Source organism: Janibacter endophyticus, assembly GCF_016888335.1.
In the GTDB taxonomy this organism is placed as follows: domain Bacteria; phylum Actinomycetota; class Actinomycetes; order Actinomycetales; family Dermatophilaceae; genus Marihabitans; species Marihabitans endophyticum.
Genome location: NZ_JAFEJG010000004.1, coordinates 1787753 through 1807609 on the forward strand (window position 1 = coordinate 1787753; position 19857 = coordinate 1807609).

The 19857-nt window shown below is 73.0% G+C and carries 21 protein-coding genes; 14 read left to right on the forward strand and 7 right to left on the reverse strand.

Going from position 1 to position 19857, the window contains the following annotated elements; all coding sequences use genetic code 11:
- Positions 1–32: 32 nt before the first annotated feature.
- Positions 33–311: an Lrp/AsnC family transcriptional regulator gene (locus tag JNO54_RS08600; RefSeq protein WP_204143528.1), complete on the reverse strand. Its 279-nt coding sequence runs from the start codon at positions 309–311 to the stop codon at positions 33–35.
- Positions 308–2008 carry a DEDD exonuclease domain-containing protein gene (locus JNO54_RS08605; RefSeq protein ID WP_204143529.1) on the reverse strand — a complete coding sequence of 567 codons (1701 nt, stop codon included), beginning with the start codon at positions 2006–2008 and terminating at the stop codon, positions 308–310. Before JNO54_RS08605 ends, JNO54_RS08600 begins: the two co-directional genes overlap by 4 nt.
- 171 nt (positions 2009–2179) lie before the next feature.
- Here JNO54_RS08605 and JNO54_RS08610 point away from each other — a divergent pair, with 171 nt between their 5' ends.
- On the forward strand, positions 2180–2458 hold the full coding sequence (locus JNO54_RS08610; RefSeq protein WP_204143530.1) for a hypothetical protein: 279 nt from the start codon (positions 2180–2182) through the stop codon (positions 2456–2458).
- Between the two features lie 74 nt (positions 2459–2532).
- Here JNO54_RS08610 and JNO54_RS08615 read toward each other — a convergent pair whose 3' ends face one another.
- A complete protein-coding gene (locus JNO54_RS08615) occupies positions 2533–4320 on the reverse strand; it encodes an AMP-dependent synthetase/ligase (RefSeq protein WP_372430715.1) in 1788 nt (595 codons plus the stop codon).
- A 118-nt stretch (positions 4321–4438) separates the two neighbouring features.
- Between JNO54_RS08615 and JNO54_RS08620 the strand changes: the two genes are divergently transcribed.
- From JNO54_RS08620 to JNO54_RS08650, 7 genes are read left to right on the forward strand one after another with little or no spacing between them, the layout of a single operon-like run.
- Entirely contained in the window at positions 4439–4822 is a 384-nt protein-coding gene (locus tag JNO54_RS08620; RefSeq protein WP_204143531.1) for a hypothetical protein, read from the forward strand.
- Positions 4823–4832: 10 nt separating this feature from the next.
- The gene (locus JNO54_RS08625; protein WP_204143532.1) at positions 4833–5279 is read left to right on the forward strand and encodes an SRPBCC family protein; all 447 of its coding nucleotides are present in this window, start codon (positions 4833–4835) and stop codon (positions 5277–5279) included.
- Between the two features lie 31 nt (positions 5280–5310).
- Positions 5311–6234, forward strand: coding sequence for an ArsA family ATPase (locus tag JNO54_RS08630; RefSeq protein WP_233703621.1), 924 nt, complete (start codon positions 5311–5313; stop codon positions 6232–6234).
- On the forward strand, positions 6231–6500 hold the full coding sequence (locus tag JNO54_RS08635; RefSeq protein ID WP_204143534.1) for a hypothetical protein: 270 nt from the start codon (positions 6231–6233) through the stop codon (positions 6498–6500). Before JNO54_RS08630 ends, JNO54_RS08635 begins: the two co-directional genes overlap by 4 nt.
- 4 nt (positions 6501–6504) lie before the next feature.
- Positions 6505–7503: an ROK family glucokinase gene (locus tag JNO54_RS08640; RefSeq protein WP_204143535.1), complete on the forward strand. Its 999-nt coding sequence runs from the start codon at positions 6505–6507 to the stop codon at positions 7501–7503.
- Positions 7500–8507, forward strand: coding sequence for an ROK family glucokinase (locus JNO54_RS08645; RefSeq protein ID WP_307818130.1), 1008 nt, complete (start codon positions 7500–7502; stop codon positions 8505–8507). Before JNO54_RS08640 ends, JNO54_RS08645 begins: the two co-directional genes overlap by 4 nt.
- A complete protein-coding gene (locus JNO54_RS08650; RefSeq protein ID WP_204143536.1) occupies positions 8504–9205 on the forward strand; it encodes an endonuclease/exonuclease/phosphatase family protein in 702 nt (233 codons plus the stop codon). Before JNO54_RS08645 ends, JNO54_RS08650 begins: the two co-directional genes overlap by 4 nt.
- 4 nt (positions 9206–9209) lie before the next feature.
- Here the strand turns inward: JNO54_RS08650 and JNO54_RS08655 are convergent, their stop codons facing one another.
- Complete coding sequence (locus JNO54_RS08655; RefSeq protein WP_204143537.1) at positions 9210–9671, reverse strand: hypothetical protein; 462 nt, start codon at positions 9669–9671, stop codon at positions 9210–9212.
- A 90-nt stretch (positions 9672–9761) separates the two neighbouring features.
- Here JNO54_RS08655 and JNO54_RS08660 point away from each other — a divergent pair, with 90 nt between their 5' ends.
- Genes JNO54_RS08660 through JNO54_RS08675 form a run of 4 tightly spaced genes read left to right on the forward strand, consistent with a single transcriptional unit; the run spans position 9762 to position 13880 of the window.
- Entirely contained in the window at positions 9762–10565 is an 804-nt protein-coding gene (locus JNO54_RS08660; protein WP_204143538.1) for a lysophospholipid acyltransferase family protein, read from the forward strand.
- A gap of 8 nt (positions 10566–10573) precedes the next feature.
- Positions 10574–11794 carry a MacS family sensor histidine kinase gene (gene macS / locus JNO54_RS08665; protein ID WP_204143539.1) on the forward strand — a complete coding sequence of 407 codons (1221 nt, stop codon included), beginning with the start codon at positions 10574–10576 and terminating at the stop codon, positions 11792–11794.
- Positions 11791–12498 (forward strand): response regulator, encoded by a 708-nt coding sequence (locus JNO54_RS08670; protein WP_204143540.1) that lies wholly within the window; start codon positions 11791–11793, stop codon positions 12496–12498. The genes macS and JNO54_RS08670 overlap by 4 nt, the downstream gene beginning before the upstream one ends.
- Before the next feature lie 29 nt (positions 12499–12527).
- The gene (locus JNO54_RS08675; protein ID WP_372430716.1) at positions 12528–13880 is read left to right on the forward strand and encodes a class II 3-deoxy-7-phosphoheptulonate synthase; all 1353 of its coding nucleotides are present in this window, start codon (positions 12528–12530) and stop codon (positions 13878–13880) included.
- A 19-nt stretch (positions 13881–13899) separates the two neighbouring features.
- Here JNO54_RS08675 and pknB read toward each other — a convergent pair whose 3' ends face one another.
- Entirely contained in the window at positions 13900–15804 is a 1905-nt protein-coding gene (pknB, locus tag JNO54_RS08680) for a Stk1 family PASTA domain-containing Ser/Thr kinase (RefSeq protein ID WP_307818131.1), read from the reverse strand.
- A gap of 3 nt (positions 15805–15807) precedes the next feature.
- Positions 15808–16953 (reverse strand): LysM peptidoglycan-binding domain-containing protein, encoded by a 1146-nt coding sequence (locus JNO54_RS08685; RefSeq protein ID WP_204143542.1) that lies wholly within the window; start codon positions 16951–16953, stop codon positions 15808–15810.
- 230 nt (positions 16954–17183) lie between these two features.
- On the opposite strand from JNO54_RS08685, the gene JNO54_RS08690 reads away from it, so the two are divergent.
- Complete coding sequence (locus tag JNO54_RS08690; protein ID WP_204143543.1) at positions 17184–17591, forward strand: Rv2175c family DNA-binding protein; 408 nt, start codon at positions 17184–17186, stop codon at positions 17589–17591.
- 66 nt (positions 17592–17657) lie between these two features.
- On the opposite strand, the gene JNO54_RS08695 is transcribed toward JNO54_RS08690, so the two are convergent.
- Complete coding sequence (locus JNO54_RS08695; protein ID WP_307818132.1) at positions 17658–18806, reverse strand: polyprenyl synthetase family protein; 1149 nt, start codon at positions 18804–18806, stop codon at positions 17658–17660.
- Between the two features lie 50 nt (positions 18807–18856).
- On the opposite strand from JNO54_RS08695, the gene metF reads away from it, so the two are divergent.
- Positions 18857–19774, forward strand: a complete 918-nt coding sequence (gene metF, locus JNO54_RS08700; protein WP_204143544.1) for a methylenetetrahydrofolate reductase [NAD(P)H] — start codon at positions 18857–18859, stop codon at positions 19772–19774.
- Positions 19775–19857 lie beyond the last annotated feature (83 nt).

Here is a 19857-nt window from a genome sequence, read left to right on the forward strand (position 1 = left end):
CCGGCACCGAGGTCGGGCCCGGTACCGAAGAGCTACTCGACGCCGAGGCTGAACGCGGCGTCGAGGTCGTGCCGGCTGTAGGTGCGGAAGGCGATGTGGGTCGCCGTGCCCGTGACGCCCTGGACCTTGTTGAGCCGGTCGGCGATGACGTCGTTGAGCTGATCGTGCTGGGAGACGCGCACCATGGCGATGAGGTCGGCGTCGCCGGCCACCGAGTAGACCTCGGAGACCCCCTCGATCTCGGCGATGGTCTGGGCGACCTCGGGGATGCGGTCGACCTCGGCGTTGATGAGAACGATGGCGGTGATCACGAGGCCCACCCTAGGGCAGGGGCGAGCTCGGACTGGGCCGACGCGGCCCCTCCGACCGGGCAGGTCCAGGTGCCGTCGATGTCGACGATCCGGGTGCCGGGCTCCTCGAGCCAGCGCAGGAGCATCTCGGTCTCGTCGGGTAGCGCCGACTCGCCGGGGACGGACGGGGCGGCGACGACCTCGGCGCTGGCCCGCAGCGCGTCGACGTAGGGCATGGGATCGGCCCCTCGCGGTGCGCTCGTGCTGCCGGCGAGGCGGCCGTGGCGGATGCACACGAGGTCCCAGCCGCCGAGGGTGGTGCGGTGGGCGGCGACGATCTCCGGGGTGCGCAGCAGCGGCTGGGCGCGCTGGCTCCGCGCGACTCCCCGCACGAGGGCGGCGAGCCGGTCACGCACGGCTCGGGCGTCCTCGTAGCGCTCCTGCTCAGAGAGCTCGGACATCCGGGCCCGCAGCCCGCTGACCGCGGGCCGGGTGTCGGCCGCGAGCACGGCGCGGGCCGTCGCGACGGTCGCGCCGTAGGTCTCCACGTCGACCCCGCCGACGCACGGCGCCGCGCAGCGGCCCATCTCGGCGAGGACGCACGCGGACCCCTGCCGGGTGCGAGGGCTGAGCCGGGTGAGGCACTGGCGCAGCGGGACGACGTCGTGCAGCGCCCGGACAGCCTCGTCGGCGGAGCCGCGGCTGCCGAAGGGGCCCATCCACGTCTCGTCGCCCGCGTGCACCTGCTTGACCACGGAGAGCCGGGGGAAGGGCTCGTCGGTCAGCCGAACCCACCACACCTTCTCCGGGTTGCGGGAGCGCCGGTTGTACCGGGGCCTCGTGGCCGCGATGAGACGCAGCTCGCGCACCCGTGCCTCGAGGGTCGTCGCGCAGGGGATCGGGGTGACCGACTCGGCGATGCGCACCATCTCGGCCATGCGCGAGCGCTGCTCGGAGGCGGTGAAGTAGGAGCTGACCCGGCTGCGGATGTCGACGGAGACACCGACGTAGAGCGCGCGACCCTGGCCGTCCTTGAAGACGTAGACGCCGGGCGTGCTCGGCAGGTCACGGGCGAGATGACGCTTGCGCCGCACCTCCGGGGCGACCCGGCTCGTGTAGGACGCGAGCTCCTCGTAGGTCGTCACCCCGAGCGAGCCGAGCCGGCCGATGAGCCCGTGGAGCACGTCGACCGTGGCGCGGGCGTCGTGCAGTGCCCGGTGGTCGGGCGTCGTGCCCGCACCGAAGACCTGGGCCAGGGTCGAGAGCTTGTGGTTGCGGACCTCGTCGCGCCGCATCACCTGGCGGGCCAGGTGGACGGTGTCGAGCACCTCGTGCCGGGGCCACGGGATGTCGGCGGCGGCGCACGCGGCCTTGAGGAAGGAGATGTCGAAGCGAGCGTTGTGCGCGACGAGCACGGCCCCGGCCGCGAACTCGAGGAAGGCGGCGACAGCCGACGCAGGTCTCGGGGCGTCCCGGACCATCGCGTCGGTGATGCCGGTGAGGCTCTGGATGAAGGGCGGGATCGGCTCGCCGGGGTTGACGAAGGTCTGCAGCTCGCCGAGGACCTCGCCGCCGCGGACCTTGACCGCGCCGATCTCGGTGATGCCGCACTCGCGGGGCGAGCCACCGGTCGTCTCGAGGTCGACGACGACGAAGGTCACCTCGTGCAGGTCGGTGCCCAGGCCCAGGGTGTCCTGGATGGGGGCCGTCGTCGTCATGGTCACGACCGTAGGGAGCAGGTCTGACAACGCTGCCGAGGCGCGCCGACGGGCCCGGCGGACGCCGTCGGGGCGTCGTCGTCGCAGCGTTGTCGGTGCTCCCTCCTAGCGTCGTCCGTGCCTGGCCGACCTGGCGAGGTGCACCTCGGGACCGACCCAGGAGGAGATGACATGACGCACGATCCGAGGAGAGACGCGATGCTCGTCGAGTGCCGGACCTGCCCGGTGCAGGGCGTGGCCTGCGGCGGCTGCATGATCACCGCGCTGCTCGACCCGCAGTCGGCGGGCGTGGAGATCGAGGGGACCTCCGAGCTGCCGCTCGACCGCGCCGAGCGGCAGGCCGTGGGTCGGCTCGTCGCCGCGGGTCTCGTGCCCGTGGAGACGGCGAACGCCACGCGAGCGCGCCGGGAGCCCTGGTCGCAGTGGGAGGCGGTGCAGGAGACCGGCTGAGACGCACCAGGCCCGCGCCGTCCGGGGGACGGGCACGGGCCTGGTGAGGTGCGCCCGGTCGGGCGCGAGGTGCGTCAGCCGTAGAGGGCCTCGATCTGCTCCTCGTAGTCGCGCATGACGATGTTGCGCTTGAGCTTCATCGACGGCGTGAGCGTGCCGTTCTCCTCGGTGAAGTCCTCGTCGAGGACCGAGAACTTGCGGATCGACTCGGCCTTCGAGACCGCCTTGTTGGCGTCGTCGACGGCGTGCTGGATCTCGTCGAGGACGGTCTGGTTGGTACGCGCCTCCTCGATGGTGATCGCCCCGAGACCGTTGTTCGCGGCCCAGCCGGGGAGCATCTCCTCGTCGATCGTCACGAGCGCGGCGATGAAGGGCTTGCCGTCGCCGACGACCATGCACTGGCTGATGAGCGGGTGGGCGCGCAGGCGGTCCTCGAGGATGGCCGGGGCGACGTTCTTGCCGCCGGCGGTCACGAGGATCTCCTTCTTGCGGCCGGTGATCTTGAGGTAGCCGTCCTCGTCGAGCTCACCGATGTCGCCGGTGTGGAACCAGCCGTCGACGATCGACTCGTTGGTCGCCTCCTCGTTGCCGCGGTAGCCGCGCAGGACGTTGAGGCCCTTGACGAGGATCTCGCCGTCCTCGCCGATCCGCAGGGAGACGCCCGGCAGGGGAGCGCCGACGGTCCCGATCTTCACCTTGTCGGGGATGTTGACGGTCGCCGGCGCGCTCGTCTCGGTGAGGCCGTAGCCCTCGAGGATCGTCACGCCGATCCCGCGGAAGAAGTGGCCGAGGCGGGTACCGAGCGGGGCGCCGCCGGAGACGGCGTACTGGACCTTGCCGCCCATCTTCGTGCGGAGCTTGGAGTAGACGAGCTTGTCGAAGATCGCGTGCTTGATCTTCAGACCCAGGGGGATCGACCCCTTGTCGAGCGCCTCGGAGTACGCGATCGCCGTGTCGGCCGCCGTGGCGAAGATCTTGCCCTTGCCGTCGGCCGTGGCCGTCTCGTTGGCCTTGTTGTAGATCTTCTCGAAGACCCGCGGCACCGCGAGGATGAAGGTCGGCTGGAAGGCCTGGAAGTCCTCGAGGATGTTCGCGATGTCGGCGCTGTGACCCATCTTGGCCTCGGCGGAGACGCACAGGACCTCGATGAAGCGCGCGAAGACGTGCGCGAGCGGGAGGAAGAGCAGCGTCGACGCGCCCTCGCGCTTGACGACGTCCGCCATCTTCGCGGTCGCGTTCTCCGCGAGGCCGAGGAAGTTCTCGTGCGTCAGCTCGCAGCCCTTGGGCCGGCCGGTCGTGCCGGAGGTGTAGATGATCGTCGCGAGGCTGTCGCGGCTCGTCGCGGCGATGCGGTCGTCGAGGTCGGAGTCCTCGACCGAGGCGCCGGCCTCGCTCACGGAGGCGAGGTCGCCGTTGTCCATGACCCAGGTGTGCTTGAGGGTCGGCATGCCGTCGGCGACGGAGGCGGCCGTCTGGGCGTGCGCGGCGGTCTCGACGACGAGGGCCTTGGCGCCCGAGTCGGCGACGATCCACTCGACCTGGTCCGCGGAGCTGGTCTCGTAGATCGGCACCGGGACGGCCGCGGCCATCCACGAGGCGAAGTCGACGAGCGTCCACTCGTAGCGGGTGCGCGCCATGATCGCGATGCGGTCACCCTCCTCGATGCCGCTGGCGATGAAGCCCTTGGCGAGGGCGCGCGCCTCGATGAGGAACTGCGAGGTGGTGACGTCGCGCCAGCTCCCGTGCTCCTTGATCGAGAACGCGACCCGCTGGGGCGCGTTGTCCGCGTTGCGCTGGGGGAGCTTGGCGAGCGAGTCGCTCTGCTGGCCCTCAACCAGTCGGGGCATGACGCTGTCTTGCACGGGATCTCCTTCGATAACCGCGAGCTGCTGGATGGTTCCAACCTAAACCAGCAGGTAGTTTCCCGACAGACCCACCCCGGGTGACGGTGGACATATGCATGAGGAGCGGTCGGGAGCGATGCGAGCAGGCCTGGTCGACATCGTCGACGACACCTTCGTCCGCGCGACCCCGCCCGCCGTGCGGGCGGCGCTCGACGCTGCCGGCGTCCCGAGCAGCGCACCGGGCCGGTGGCCCCTCGAGGTCCGCGTCGCGGCGTCCGAGGACCGGGGGGCGAAGGGGGTCCGCTGGGCGGCCGCGGGCCGCATCACCGGGCGCATGGAGATCTGGCTCGAGGAGGTCCCGGCCGGGACCGTCGTGCACCACTACGTCCGGGGGGAGGCGACCCACCGGTGGCGCTCCCCGGCGTGGGTCGCACGGGACCACACGCTCACGTGGAAGCAGGTCGTCCACGAGGTCAAGGACACCCTCGAGGGGCGCCGCGCCGCCCCTGACGGCAGGTAGTCTCGCGGCCATGGCAGACAGCACCCGCTCGACGATCCTCATCAACGCCCCGGCGGGCGAGATTATCGACGTCATCGCCGATCTCGAGTCCTACCCCGAGTGGGTCAAGGACATGAAGGACGTCGAGATTCTCTCCGAGGACGGCGACGGGTGGCCGGACCGAGCACGCCTGACCCTCGACGCCGGGCCGATCAAGGACACCTACTCCCTCGACTACACCTGGGACGTCGACGAGGACGGGCTCGGCTCCGTCTCGTGGACGCTCGTCGAGGCGACGATCCTCAAGGCGATGGACGGCACGTACACCCTCGAGGACGTCGGGGACGGCCAGACCAAGGTCATCTACGACCTTGCCGTCGACATCAACATCCCGATGCTCGGGATGATCAAGCGCAAGGCTGCCAAGGTCATCACCGACACGGCGCTCAAGGAGCTCAAGAAGCGCTGCGAGGGCTGATCGCCCCACCCAGGAGTGAGCTGTCGTGACCATGGTGCACCTCGTCACCGGCGGTGACGAGGCCCGACGGCAGCGGCTCGTCAGCGACCTCCGCACCGCCGGGGTGACCCGTGTCCTCACGTGGGGGAGCGGGCTTGTCACGCCGGGTGCGCACGCGCTCGACCTCCAGGACGCCGACGCGCTGGCGCCCACGTCGCTGGCCGACCTCGATGCGGCGGGGCGTGCCCTGCTCGCCGACCTCGACCTGCCTGGTGACGTCGCGACGGACCTCCTCGCCGGCCTGGGCGACCCCGACCTGCGAGCTCTCCTGGGGATCGCCGCCGCGCTGACGAGCACGGGCTCCCACGCCGCTCGCACGCGCGCAGGCGCCCAGCTCGTCGTCCTCGTCCCGGTGGAGTCCGACCCCGCGCGGCTCGTCGCCCTGCCCGCCCGCGCCGCCCGGATCGCCCGCGCTCTCGTCCCGCTCCTGGCCCGCTGGGACGCTCTCGTCGCACCACCCGGCATCGGCGCGCTGCGCCGGCCGCAACCGGCCACCCTCGCCGCGGCACGCGAGGTCGCCGACCTCCTCGAGCCGCTGGACGCGCTGCTCGCCGGCGATGCCGTCGTCCACCACCTGCCCGGCCCGGGGCTCGTCGAGGCAGCCCGGGCCGTCGACCTCACGATCGCCCTGGCCCTCATGGGTCGCGTCCTCGGGGAGGACCCGGCCGGCGGCGGGGGCGACGCCGAGGCGCCGGAGGGTCCCCCCTTCGCGCTGCGGCTGCCGCTGCCCGGCCTGACCGCCGACGAGATCGTCCTCGAGCGCGAGGGCGACGACGTCGTCGTCACCGTCGGCCGGCACTCGCGCAGCACCCAGCTCAGCGCGCTGCACCGGCGCTGCGTCATCACCGACGCCCGGATGCGGCAGGGCGTGCTCACGCTCGAGCTCGAGCCGGACAGCGGGGAGTGGCCCCGATGACCGGCCCGGAGGAGCAGCTCGCCGAGGTCGTCGAGACCCTGCTCGAGCGGCTCCGCGAGATCGACGCCGACGAGCTCGCCGACCGGCTCGTCGAGCGGGACCCGGCGATCGCCGACCGGCTGCTCACCGGCCTCGTCGTCATCGGCGAGGCGCTGGGCCAGGCGTTCTCCGACGCCGTACCTGCCGAGCCGCGACCGGCCCGGGCACGCATCCGGATCGCGGTCCGTGACGACGACGCGCTCGACGCCGGCGAGACGGCAGGATGAGCGGGTGAGCCAGGACACGACCCTTGACCATCGGCCCGCGATCGGCATCGACGTCGGGGGCACGAAGATCGCGGGGGCGCTCGTCGCCCGCGACGGCACGATCCTCGAGCGGGCCCGGGTCGCGACGCCGGCGCAGAGCACCGAGGAGATCATCGGCGCCATCGGCGAGGTCGTCCGCGAGCTCGTGGCGGCCGCGGGCGAGGACGGGGTGCGCGGTGTCGGGCTCGCGTGCGCCGCCTTCGTCGACGGGGAGCGCGGGCACGTCTGGTTCGCCCCCAACCTCGCCTGGCGCGACCTGGACCTCGGGGCCCGCGTCGAGGAGCTCGTCGGCCTGCCCGTCGTCGTCGAGAACGACGCCAACGCCGCCGCCTGGGGCGAGTACGTCCACGGTGCCGGTCGCGACGTCGACGACATGGTCCTGCTCACCCTCGGCACCGGCGTGGGCGGTGGCTGCATCTCCCGCGGCCGGCTGCTCACCGGCGCCTTCGGCATCGGCGGGGAGCTCGGCCACATCGTCCTCGACCCCACCGGCCCCCGGTGCGGCTGCGGCAACCACGGCTGCCTCGAGGTGCTCGCCTCGGGGACCGCGCTCATGCGTGCGGCAGCCGACCTCGTCACCTCCGGCTCGGCAGAGGCCGGCCCGCTCCGGGAGCGGTGCGGGGGAGACCCCGACGCCCTCTCCGGCCGGGACATCGACGAGCTGGCCGCCGCTGGGGACCCCGGCGCGGTCGGCCTGCTCGCGGACCTCGGCACGCACCTGGGCCACGGGATCGCCTCGGTGTGCGCCGTCCTCGACCCGCGTCTCGTCGTCATCGGCGGAGGCGTCTCCCGCGCCGGCGAGCTCGTCGTCGGCCCTGCCCGGAAGGCCTTCGAGCAGCGCCAGATCGGGCGCGGCCACCGGCCCACCCCGAGTGTCGTGGCGGCCGACCTCGGCAACGACGCGGGGGTCGTCGGGGCGGCGGACCGGGCCCAGGTGGTCCTCGACGAGCGGGCGGCCCGGTGACCGCGACCCACGGCACGCTGACGATCGGTGTCGACATCGGCGGCACCAAGGTCTCCGCCGGGGTCGTCGACCGGCACGGCCGCATCGCCTCGCGGACCCGGCGTGACACCCCGCACCGCTCGACCGCCCCGTCCGTCGTCGAGGACGCCATCGTCTCGGTCATCGACGAGCTCCTCGCCGGGCCGGAGGGTGGGGGCGTCGGTGCCGTCGGGATCGGGGCGGCCGGGTTCGTCTCCGCGGACGGCAGCCACGTCGTCTTCGCCCCGCACCTGTCGTGGCGCGACGAGCCGCTGCGCGCCTCGCTCGCCCGGCGCGTCGACCTGCCGATCACCGTCGACAACGACGCCAACGGCGCGCTGTGGGCCGAGCACCGGTTCGGCGCCGCCCGCTCGACGAGCCACGCCGTGATGATCACCCTCGGCACGGGCATCGGTGGCGCCGTGCTCGTCGACGGCCGCCTCATGCGCGGACGGTGGGGGATCGCGGGAGAGTTCGGGCACATGCAGGTCGTCCCCGCGGGGCTGCGCTGCGAGTGCGGCAACCGCGGCTGCTGGGAGCAGTACTCCTCGGGCAACGCCCTCGTCCGCGAGGCCCGCTCGCTCGTCGCTGCGCGCTCGCCCCTGGCCACCGACCTGCTCGCGCGCGCCGGTGGCGACCCGGCCAACCTCAGCGGGCCGATGATCACCGAGGCCGCTCGGGCGGGGGACCGGACCTCGACCGAGCTGCTCGCCGAGGTCGGCACCTGGCTGGGCGTCGGCATGGCCAACCTCGCGGCCGCCCTCGACCCGCAGGTCTTCGTCGTCGGGGGCGGCGTGAGCGCGGCCGGGGACCTGCTCCTCGACCCGGCGCGGGAGGCCTTCGCGCGACAGCTCACCGGCCGCGGATATCGACCTCAGGCTGAGATCGTCGTCGCGACGCTCGGGCCGGAGGCCGGTCTCATCGGCGCGGCGGCGCTCGCGGAGTCGGCGCTGGCAGGCAGCGGCCCCGAGGGGCACCCGGCATGAGCCTGCGCATCGCGTCGTACAACATCCGTGCGCTCCAGGACGACGTCGCGGCGCTGGCCCGGACGATCCGGGCGATCGACCCCGACGTCCTCTGCCTCCAGGAGGTGCCGTGGCTGCCGCCCGTCGCGGGCCGGGTCACCGACCTCGCCCGACGCAGCGGCCTCGTCTGGTCGGGAGCCTCGCAGCGCGGCGGGCAGACCTCGGTGCTCACCAACCTGCGGACCAACGTCGTCTCGGTCCAGCACCACCGCCTCCCGGCCCACCGCGGGGACCGGCGCGGCTTCGCGGTGACCCGGGTCGCCCCCTTCGGCCGTGCCCCGGTCAACGTCGTGAGCGTCCACCTCTCCCTCGACGCCCCGGAGCGGCTCCGGCACGCCCAGCAGATCCTCGCCGCGCTCGACCGGCTGCCGGGACCCGCGCTGCTCGCCGGCGACCTCAACGAGCAGGAGGACGGCGAGGCGTGGCAGCTCTTCGGCCAGCGGATGCGCGTCGTCAGCCCGCTGACCCCCACCTACCCGGCGAACCTCCCCGAGCGGCTGCTCGACGTCGTCTTCGCCACCCCGGACGTCACCGTGCTGCCGCACCAGGAGGCGCCCTGGCACTACGAGGACCTCGTCGCGGGCAGCGACCACCGGCCGGTGTGGGTCGACGTCGACCTGCCCGAGGTCGCGCCCGGTGAGGCCAGATCGGGGGAGTAGCGGATCAGACGCGGGCGCCGTTGTCGCCCGGGTCCACCCGGTCACGGGGCAGCCGCGCGACGAGCGCCCCGAAGCCGGCGACGAGCAGGGCCAGGCCGCACCACCCCCACCACGACGAGAGGCTGTCCCGGCCGAGGAGCGCGACGAGCAGCAGGACGGGGCCGAGGACCAGTCCGACGAGCGCGACCCAGAAGGTGCGGTCGCTCGCAGGCGGCAGCGCGGCCGGTGCCGCAGGCTCGAATCCCTCCTCGGCACCGAAGAGCTCCTCGTCGTCCGAGAGCAGCGCCTTCGCCACGGAGCCGGTCGGGTCGACCCGCCACGGTACCGGCCTCGGGGCCGCCGGCGGGGCGTCGCCACCCTCGTCGTCGACGGGCGAAGGGGGTGGTCCCGGGGCGTCGTCGAGGCGGGCGACGATGTCGGCGAAGGCCTTGTCGACCTCCTCCGGACCCAGGGACGAAGAGCTCACGCCCGACATCGTCGCACGGGTGCGCGGTCCAGGCCTCCGAGCGCGGTCGCGCCAGGTAGAGTGCGACGCGCCGACCGGAGGAGAGCAAGGGTGCTGTACTGGATTCTCAAGAGGATCATCCTCGGACCCCTCCTCAGGGTGCTCTTCCGACCTCAGGTCGAGGGCCTCGAGAACATCCCCGAGGACGGTCCCGCGATCCTCGCGAGCAACCACCTGTCCTTCTCGGACTCGATCTTCCTCCCGCTCGTCCTCGACCGGCGGGTCACCTTCCTCGCCAAGGCCGACTACTTCACCGGCACCGGCATCAAGGGACGGCTCACCGCCTTCTTCATGCGGGGCGTCGGTCAGATCCCGATCAACCGTTCCGGCGGCAAGGCGAGCGAGGCCGCGCTCAACTCCGGTCTGGCCGTCCTCGAGCGCGGTGAGCTGCTCGGGCTCTACCCCGAGGGCACCCGCTCGCCCGACAGCCGCCTCTACCGGGGCCGCACCGGCGTGGCCCGGATGGCGCTGAGCGCCGGCGTCCCGGTCATCCCGGTCGCGATGATCGACACCGACAAGGCGCAGCCGACCGGGCAGGTCGTCCCGAACATCATGCGCATCGGCATCCGCATCGGTGAGCCGCTCGACTTCTCGCGCTACGAGGGCATGGAGGGCGACCGCTTCGTCCTGCGCTCGGTGACCGACGAGATCATGTACGAGCTCATGCGGCTCTCCGAGCAGGAGTACGTCGACATGTACGCGACCGCGATGAAGGAGAAGCTCCTCACCCGCGCCCGCAACCGGGCCCGCCAGCTCCAGGAGGCGGCCAAGCCCGGCAAGGCGGCGCCCGAGCTCGAGGAGGCCCTCGACGCCGGCGACCGGCGGGCCCCTTCGCCCTGGGCCGAGGACTCCTGAGGCGCGACGTGGGCGACGCCCGGGGCAGCCGCTACGCCCCGTCCCCCCTCATCGACTCCGCCGCCGGGCGCGGGCTCGCGATCTACCGGCTGCTCGCCCTCGTCTACGCGAGCGTCGTCGTGTGGACCAACCGCTCCGACCTCGTGCGCCCCGGGGTCGCCGTGGGCGTGCTCGTCGGGCTCCTCGTGTGGTCGGTCATCGCCCCGCTCTGGCCGCGCCCGACCCGCCTGGCCATCGTCCTCGAGACCCTCGTCGCGGTCACGGCGATCATGCTCACCAACCTCGCCTACTCCGCCGAGGCCGTGGCCGGCGGCGTCCCGACCCTGCCGACGAACTGGGCGGCGAGCGCCGTCATGGCCGGCGCCCTCTACTCGGGCATCCGTGGCGGTCTGCTCGTCGCCGTCGTCATCGCCCTGACGAACATCGTCCAGGCCGAGCCGGAGAGCGCGCTGACCTACCACAACATCGTGCTGCTGCTCCTGCTCGGAGCGCTCGTCGGCCTCGCCGTCAACCTCGCCCGCGAGTCGCAGGTCCGCCTCGAGGCGGCGCTCACCGCCTCGGAGCGGCTCGCCGAGCGCGAGCGGATCGGCCGGCAGGTCCACGACGGTGTGCTTCAGGCCCTGGCCCTCATCCACCGCAGGGGCGAGGAGATCGGGGGCGAGGCCACGGCCCTCGCCGGCCTCGCCGCCGACCAGGAGCGGGCGCTGCGCACCCTCATTACCCGCGTCGAGCCGTCCCTGCTCTCCGCCGCCCACCCCGACCTCGGCCGCGGCTACGTCCCCTTCGCCACGTCGCCGAAGGCCTCGACCCCCGGCGGCCAGGCCGAGGACCTGGCGGCCCTCCTCGCCAGGCACCGCAGCGGCGACGTCGAGGTCGTCCTGCCGGCCCGCCCCGTCGTCGTCCCGGCAGGGCACGCCCACGAGATCGACGCCGCGGTCGCCGCCGCCCTCGACAACGTCCGGCAGCACGCCGGCGAGGGTGCTCGCGCCTGGGTCCTCCTCGACACCGCCGGCGACGAACTCGTCGTGACCGTCCGCGACAACGGTGCCGGGATGGCACCGGGTCGCCTCGAGGAGGCCGAGCGTGAGGGACGCCTCGGGGCGTGCGCCTCCATCGCCGGTCGCGTGCGCGACCTCGAGGGCACCGCGAGCTGGACCTCACGACCCGGGGGCGGATGCACCGTGACCCTGCACGTCCCGCTGCCCGAGGTGGCAGGCTCTCGGCCATGAGCGAGCAGCCCGGCCCCGAGACCCACGAGCGGGAGGCGCTCACGGTGCTCGTCGCCGACGACCACCCGCTGTGGCGCGACGCCCTCGTCGCCGACCTCGAGCAGTCCGGCATCACCGTCGTCGGCACGGCCGCGGACGGCCCCTCGGCGGTCGCCCGCACACGGGCCACCATCCCTTCGGTCCTCGTCCTCGACCTCAACATGCCCGGTCTGCGGGGCGACGAGGTGTGCGCCGCCATCGCCGACCTGCCGACGCGCATCCTCATCCTCTCCGCCTCCGGCGAGGAGCCGGACGTCCTCGCGACGATCAAGGCGGGCGCCTCCGGCTACCTCGTGAAGTCGGCCTCCGGCGACGAGATCCGGCAGGCCGTGCTCGACACCGCAGCCGGCGAGGCGGTCTTCACCCCCGGCCTGGCCGGGATGGTCCTCGGCGAGTTCCGCGACATGCAGGCCGGCTCCAGCGCCGAGCCCGAGCCGGCGGCGGGGGAGGACCCGCGGCCCGTCCCCGAGCTCACCGAGCGGGAGACCGAGATCCTGCGCTACGTCGCGATGGGCATGACCGCCAAGGAGATCGCGGCCGACCTCGTGATCTCCCACCGCACGGTGCAGAACCACGTGCAGAACATCCTCGGCAAGCTCCACCTGCACAACCGCGTCGAGCTGACCCGCTTCGCGATCAGCCGGGGACTGGACACCCCCGACTGACTCTCACGCGACATACCTAGACTGTGGCGGTGACCACCGCAGCACCCTCCGCAGACCTCCGGGCAGTCCTGGCCGCCGACCTCCCTGCCGCGCAGCAGCCGACCTGGCCCGACCAGGCCGTGCTCGCGGACGTCGTCGCGACCCTCGAGAGCTACCCGCCCCTCGTCTTCGCCGGCGAGTGCGACATCCTGCGCGACCGCATGGCCTCCGCCGCGATCGGTGAGTCCTTCGTCCTCCAGGGCGGCGACTGCGCCGAGACCTTCGCCAACGCCACGGCCGACAACATCCGCGACCGGGTCAAGACCATCCTCCAGATGGCGGCCGTGCTCACCTACGGCGCCGGCATGCCGGTCGTGAAGATCGGCCGGATGGCCGGTCAGTACGCCAAGCCCCGCAGCAAGGACACCGAGACCCGTGAGGGCGTCGAGCTGCCCGCCTACCGCGGCGACATGGTCAACGACTTCGACTTCACCACCGAGGCGCGCACGCCGGACCCGCAGCGGCTGCTCCGCGGCTACCACTCGAGCGCCGCGACCCTCAACCTCGTGCGGGCCTTCACCCGCGGTGGCTTCGCCGACCTGCGCCACGTCCACGACTGGAACCGCGGCTTCGTCGCCAACGCCGCCAACGCCCGCTACGAGGGTCTGGCCCGCGACATCGACAAGGCGATGAAGTTCATGGCCGCGTGCGGCGTGGACTTCGAGGCGATGAAGTCCACCGAGTTCTGGTCCGCGCACGAGGCGCTGCTCCTCGACTACGAGCGCCCGATGACCCGGATCGACTCGCGCACCGGGGACCTCTACAACACCTCCGGACACTTCGTCTGGATCGGCGAGCGCACCCGCCAGGCCGACCACGCCCACCTCGACTTCGTGAGCAAGATCCGCAACCCCATCGGGATGAAGGTCTCGGACAAGCTGGCCACCGACGAGCTGCTCCGGATCATCGACCAGCTCGACCCGCACCGCGAGCCCGGTCGCCTCACCCTCATCACCCGCATGGGTGCAGGGACGATCCGCGAGGCGCTGCCGCCGCTGCTCGAGGCCGTCCAGGCGAGCGGCGCGCTCGTCACCTGGATCTGCGACCCGATGCACGGCAACACCTTCGAGTCCGCGTCCGGCTACAAGACCCGCGACTTCGACCACGTCGTCGACGAGGTCCGTGGCTTCTTCGAGGCGCACAACCAGGTCGGGACCGTGCCGGGCGGCATCCACGTCGAGCTCACCGGCAACGACGTCACCGAGTGCCTCGGCGGCGCCGAGCGGATCCTCGACGAGGACCTCAACAAGCGCTACGAGTCGGTGTGCGACCCGCGCCTGAACCACCAGCAGAGCCTGGAGCTGTCCTTCCTCGTCGCGGAGATGCTCAGCGAGCGCCACTGACCGACGAGGTCAGACGACGTCAGACGACGTAGATCGTCACCGTCGCGCCCTTGCGCACGCTCGTCCCCACGCCGGGGTCGACGGCGCGGACGTTGTCGAGCATCCCGCCGAAGACCCGCTCGACCTCGACCTTGAGGCCGGCGGCCTCGAGAGCCTGCCGGGCCTCCCCGCTCGTCATGCCCCCGACGTCGGGGACCTGCACCATGACCGGCCCCTTGGACACGACGAGGGTGACGGTGTCACCCCGGTGGCCGGTGCCGGCGCTCGGGTCCTGGGAGATCACCGACCCCTTCGCCACGTCGTCGTGGTTGACGTCCTCGCCCCGCTCGACGGCGAAGCCCGCGTCCTTCAGGCGCTTCGTGGCGCTCTCGACGGGCTGCCCCGTCACGGAGGGGATGTCGATGGGCTCGGGGCCCTTGCTCACGACGATCGCGACCTTCGCGTCCCGCTTGAGCGGGCTGCCGGCGGCCGGTGAGCTGCTGACGACCTGGCCCTTCTCGACCTCCTCGTCGTACGCCTCCACGGTCTTGCCGAGGGCGAGGCGGGACTTCGTCAGGGCCGCCTTGGCCTCGGCCGAGGTCATCCCGGCCAGGCGCGGCACGTCGTAGCGCTCGGGCCCCTTCGAGACGGTGACGACCACCTCGCTGCCCTTGCGGACCTCCTGGCCGGCGTCGGGGGTGGAGCGGATCGCGACCCCCGCCGCCACCTCCTCGTCGAAGGCCTCCTTGGTGCTCATCGTCAGCTCGGCCTGCGTCAGCCGGGTCTCGGCGGCCGCGACGGGCTGACCGGCGACCTCGGGGACGATCGTGCGCTGGGCGGCGGAGTAGGCCCAGGCGGCCCCGGCTCCGGCGGCGCCGAGGACGAGCAGGAGGGGGATGAGCCACAGCAGGGGGGAGCGGCGTCGGCGGGCGGGCTCCGCCTCGTCGTGCCCGACGGGGGTGCTCGTCGTCGGGCTCGTCCGTGTCGCCTGGGTCGAGGTGGCCGCGCCGGCCGGCATGGCGGTGGTGCGCTGCGAGCGGGACTCGCTCGCCCGCCGGCTACCCGCGGCCGGGCGGGCGTCGAGCTCGGCGGGGGAGAGCGCGCGCCTCGTCTCGTGGAGGAGGTCGAGGTACTCGGCGGCGTCGCGGGGGCGCTCGTCGGGGTCCCGGGCGATCGCGGTGGCGACGAGGGCGTCGAGGGGGGCCGGCGCGTCGGGTGTGGCGTCGAGCAGGCTCGGCACGTCACCGTGCACGTGCTGGAAGGCGACGTGGATGGGGGTCTCGCCGTCGATCGCCTTGCGACCGGTGAGCATCTCGAAGAGGACGAGGCCGGCCGCGTAGACGTCGCTGCGGGCGTCGGCGATGCCCCGCTCGACCTGCTCGGGCGAGAGGTAGCTGACGGTGCCGAGCAGCACGCCCGTCGCCCCGGTCGCGGTCTGCGAGGACACCGCGCGGGCCAGCCCGAAGTCGGCGACCTTGACCGTGCCGTCCTCGCGGATGATGACGTTCTCCGGCTTGACGTCGCGGTGGATCAGCCCGGCGTCGTGGGCGGCGGCGAGCCCCGCGAGCACGGGCTCGAGGAGGTCGAGGGCCGCCCGGGGGGTCAGCGCCCCCTCGGTGTCGAGGACCTGCCGCAGCGTCTGGCCGAGGACGAGCTCCATGACGAGGAAGACACGCCCGTCGGCCTCGCCCTGGTCGTGGACGGCGACGACGTTGGGGTGGGAGAGCCGGGCCGCGCTGCGCGCCTCCCGGCGGAAGCGGGAGACGAAGGTCTCGTCGGCGGCGAGGTCGGCGCGCATGACCTTGATCGCGACGTCCCGGTCGAGGCGGGTGTCGAGCCCGAGGTAGACCGAGGCCATGCCACCGTCGGCGAGGTGCTCGAGCACGCGGTAGCGCCCGTCGAGGGTCACCCCGACGAGATCGTCAGCGCTGCCGCGTGCCGCCACACATCACATCCTGGCGCGATGGTGCTTGACGTTGGCGACGTACTGCCGCGTGTCGCTGTACATGCCGTTGGCGCGCACCGAGCCCAGGCCCTGGTAGTAGCCGGCGATCGCCTGCGAGTCGCTCGAGGCCATCCGCGTCAGCTGCCTCAGCAGGACGACGCCCGCCGTGATGTTGTCGTCGGCGTCGAGGAGGTTGAGCTTGCGCCCCACGAGGGTCGAGGCCCACTCGCCGGAGGACGGGATGACCTGCATCGCGCCGATGGCGTTGGCCACGGAGACCTGCCGGTGGTCCCAGCCGGACTCCTGGTAGGAGATCGCGAGGGCGAGCTTGGGGTCGACGCCGTGCCGCTTGGCCGTGGCGACGATCTTGCGGCGGACCTGGTCGCGGGAGGGCACGGAGCGCTTCGCGAGCGTCGCCCGGTTGCGCGAGGCCGCGTTGACGATCGAGCTGGGGTAGGTCCGGCCGGCGAAGGTGTTGTGGCTGAAGGCGGGCTTCTTCTTGGCCGTGGACCTCTTCTTCGCGACCGCCTTCTTCGCCGTCCCGGAGACCTTGAGCTTCTGCCCCGGGTGGATGAAGGAGCTCGAGGAGACCCCGTTGATCTTGGCCAGCCGGGCGAGCGACATCCGGTACCGGTCGGCGATGCCGGAGAGGGTCTCGCCGGCGCGGACGGTGTGCCGGGCGCCGCTCGTCCGGGAGACGGGGCGCTTCGCGGGCTTGGCCGCGGAGCCGTTGACCCGGAGCTTCTGCCCCGGGTGGATGAAGGAGCCGGTGGAGATCCCGTTGAGCGAGGCCAGCCGGGCCGGGCTCATCCGGTGACGGGTGGCGATGCCCGAGAGCGTGTCGCCGGAGCGGACCGTGTAGCTGCGGGTCTTCGTGGTGCGAGCCGGCTTCTTCTTGGCGCCGGCGGAGCGCGCGGCACCGGGGATCTTCAGCTTCTGCCCGGGGTGGATGAAGCCGTTCACGTGGTTGCGGCTGCGCAGCGCTGCGACCGTGGTGCCGTAGCGCTCGGCGATGCCGGAGAGCGTCTCGCCGGCGCGCACGGTGTGCGTCCGGCCGGCCTTCTCCTCGCTGTGGGCGGCGGCGGGTGCCTGCGGCAGGTCGAGGGTCGGCGGTGTCGTGGCAGGGGGGACGACGATCGGCAGGACCATGGGTTGTTCTCCTCTGGCCGGGGTGCCCTCGGGGAGCGCCGGGAGGCGAAGGGGTAACCACCGGCGGGGCGACCCGGGCGGGTCGGGGACGTGACGGGTGTGACGGGTGATGCTGGTGCAACGTGTGTGGTCGCGTCGAGACGTTACCGGACAGTCCGCCTCCGCGCCGGGACATCCGCTCCGTGCCGTGCCGTGCCCGCGGCGTGGCGCTGGTGGGTGAGACTGGGACCGTGAGCACCGAGCAGACGCCCCGCACCCCTTCGGACCCGTCGGTCGGGTCGACCGACCTCGAGACCCTCGTCGGCGAGTGGCTGACCGTCCCCGACCTCGCCGAGCGCCTCGGCATCCGGCTGACCGACGTCCGCCGGCTCCTCGAGGACCGCGACCTCCTCGCTGCGCGGGTGGGGGAGCGCAGGGTGATCAGCGTGCCGGCCGCCTTCCTCGACGAGGAGGGTCCGCTGCCCGCGCTGCGCGGGACCTTCACCGTCCTCGCCGACGCGCGCATGAGCGACGATGAGATCATCGAGTGGCTCTTCACCCGGGACGAGACCCTGCCCGGCGGACCGACGCCGGTCGAGGCGATCCGGGCGGGCTTCAAGACCGAGGTGCGCCGGCGGGCCATGGAAGAGGCGCTCTGACGGCACCGACCGGGGCACGTCCAGTCAGAGGTGGACCACCCCGTTGTTGACGCTCTCCCCGTCTCCTCAGGCGGTGCGGGCGGTCGCGAGGTCGACGAGCGAGCCGAGGGTCTCGACCGCCTCGGCCGGGACGTCGGCCCGGCCCTCGAGCTCGGCCAGCGCAGCCCGGGACGACTCGACGAGGCGAGCGATCTCCCCTTCGACCTCGTCCACCGCACCGCTCGAGGTGAGGATCTCGCGGAAGCCGGCGACACCCCCTTCGTCGAGGCCCGGGTCGCCGAGCCAGCCCTCGATCCGGCCACGGTCCGCCGCGTCGGCACCGAGCCAGGCGAGCGCGACGAGCACGGTGCGCTTGCCCTCGCGGAGGTCGTCGCCGGCCGGCTTGCCCGTCTCGTCCGGGTCGCCGAAGACCCCGAGGAGGTCGTCGCGCAGCTGGAAGGCCTCGCCGAGCGCGAGCCCGTAGCCCGACAGCGCGTCCCGCGTCGTCGGGTCGGCGCCGGCGGCGGCCGCGCCGATGAGCAGCGGGTGCTCGATGGAGTACTTCGCGCTCTTGTAGCGCAGGACGCGGCGGGCCCGCTCGACCCGCTCCTCGCCCGTGGCCGCCGACCACGGCTGCATCGACTCGACGACGTCGATGAACTGGCCGGCCATGAGCTGGGTGCGCATCCGCTCGAGCACCTCCCACGCGGCCGCGAGCCGGTCGGCGGGCAGGCCGGCCCGGACGACGAGGTCGTCGCACCAGTCGAGGCAGAGGTTGCCGGAGAGGATCGCGCCGGCGAGGCCGAAACGGTCGGGGTCGCCCCGCCAGCCCCGCTCGGCGTGCGCGGACGCGAGGGCGCGGTGAGCGGCGGGCGCGCCGCGGCGGGTGTCGGAGTCGTCCATGACGTCGTCGTGGAGCAGGGCGGCGGCCTGGAAGAGCTCCATCGCCGCGGCCAGGGCGACCGGGACCTGCCCGTCCGCGCCGCCGCCGGCGCGGTAGCCCCAGTAGGCGAAGGCGGCCCGCAGCCGCTTGCCGCCCCGGACGAGCGCGGTGATCGCCTCGGTGAGGTCGGTGACGTCGGGGCCCATCTCGTCGAGGTGGCGCTGCTGGCGGGCGAGCTCGGAGTCGAGCTGTGCCTGGATCCGGCCCCGCAGGTCGTGGGCGAAGGGGTCGGGCACGGCGATCGGTCTCCTCGGGCTCACGTCACGGCGGGTGACGCACATCTCTGGTCTCACCAGCGGATACGGCAAGCCTACGGTCCGGCCTGCGGGCTATCGTCCCCGCCATGACCACGCAGGCTCTCACCGGGATCGCGGGCGGCACGTCCCGCGGCACGATCCCCCAACGGCTGGCCGCCCCGCGACCCTCCGTGAGCTTCGAGTTCATGCCGCCGAAGGACGACGCCGGCGAGGCGGTGCTCTGGGAGGCCATCGAGCGCCTCGAGCCCTTCGCCCCGGACTTCGTCTCGGTGACCTACGGCGCGGGCGGCTCGAGCCAGGACCGCACGCTGCGGATCACCGAGGAGATCGGGCGCCGGACCTCGCTCACCGCGATGGCCCACCTCACCTGCGTCTCGCAGACCACCGACGACCTGCGCACCGTGCTCGCGGGCTACCGGGACGCGGGCATCGACCATGTCCTCGCCCTGCGCGGCGACCCGCCCGGCGACCCGGGAGGGGAGTGGGTCGCGCACCCCGGCGGACTCGACCACGCCGACGAGCTCGTCGCGCTCATCCGTGACGTCGGAGGCTTCGAGGTCGGGGTCGCCGCCTTCCCCGACGTGCACCCGAGCTCGGCCTCGCTCGAGGAGGACATCGAGACTCTCGTCCGCAAGGCGGACGCGGGCGCGACCTTCGCCGTGACCCAGATGGTCTTCGACGCCGACTCCTACCTGCGGCTGCGCGACGCCGTCGCGGCCCGCCGCGACCTGCCGATCACGCCGGGCGTCATGCCGGTGACGAGCGTCAAGATGATCCAGCGGATGGCGCTGCTCATGGGCACCCCGCTGCCGGAGCGGGTCGTCTCGCGGCTCGAGGCCGTCGGCGACGACTCCGCCGCGGTGCGCGCGGTGGGTGTCGAGATCGCCACGGAGCTCTCCGAGCGGATGCTCGCCGAGGGCGCGCCGGGGCTGCACATCATCACGATGAACCGCTCCACCGCAAGCCTCGAGGTGCTCGAGAACCTCTCCCACGTCTGGGCCTGACCGCCCGTCCCGACCGCCGTTGTCGGCTGTCGCCGATCTGGGTTACCGTCTCTCTCGTCGAACAGGTGTTCGATCAGGTGAGC

What these genes read in the sequence shown, in the direction of transcription:
- JNO54_RS08670 (WP_204143540.1), top strand. Translation starts at nt 11,791, where the DNA reads ATGAGCGAGCAGCCCGGCCCCGAGACCCACGAGCGGGAGGCGCTCACG.
- JNO54_RS08620 (WP_204143531.1), top strand. Translation starts at nt 4,439, where the DNA reads ATGCGAGCAGGCCTGGTCGACATCGTCGACGACACCTTCGTCCGCGCG.
- JNO54_RS08610 (WP_204143530.1), top strand. Translation starts at nt 2,180, where the DNA reads ATGACGCACGATCCGAGGAGAGACGCGATGCTCGTCGAGTGCCGGACC.
- metF (WP_204143544.1), top strand. Translation starts at nt 18,857, where the DNA reads ATGACCACGCAGGCTCTCACCGGGATCGCGGGCGGCACGTCCCGCGGC.
- JNO54_RS08685 (WP_204143542.1), bottom strand. Translation starts at nt 16,953, where the DNA reads ATGGTCCTGCCGATCGTCGTCCCCCCTGCCACGACACCGCCGACCCTC.
- JNO54_RS08635 (WP_204143534.1), top strand. Translation starts at nt 6,231, where the DNA reads ATGACCGGCCCGGAGGAGCAGCTCGCCGAGGTCGTCGAGACCCTGCTC.
- JNO54_RS08605 (WP_204143529.1), bottom strand. Translation starts at nt 2,008, where the DNA reads ATGACGACGACGGCCCCCATCCAGGACACCCTGGGCCTGGGCACCGAC.
- JNO54_RS08630 (WP_233703621.1), top strand. Translation starts at nt 5,311, where the DNA reads ATGGTGCACCTCGTCACCGGCGGTGACGAGGCCCGACGGCAGCGGCTC.
- JNO54_RS08625 (WP_204143532.1), top strand. Translation starts at nt 4,833, where the DNA reads ATGGCAGACAGCACCCGCTCGACGATCCTCATCAACGCCCCGGCGGGC.
- JNO54_RS08650 (WP_204143536.1), top strand. Translation starts at nt 8,504, where the DNA reads ATGAGCCTGCGCATCGCGTCGTACAACATCCGTGCGCTCCAGGACGAC.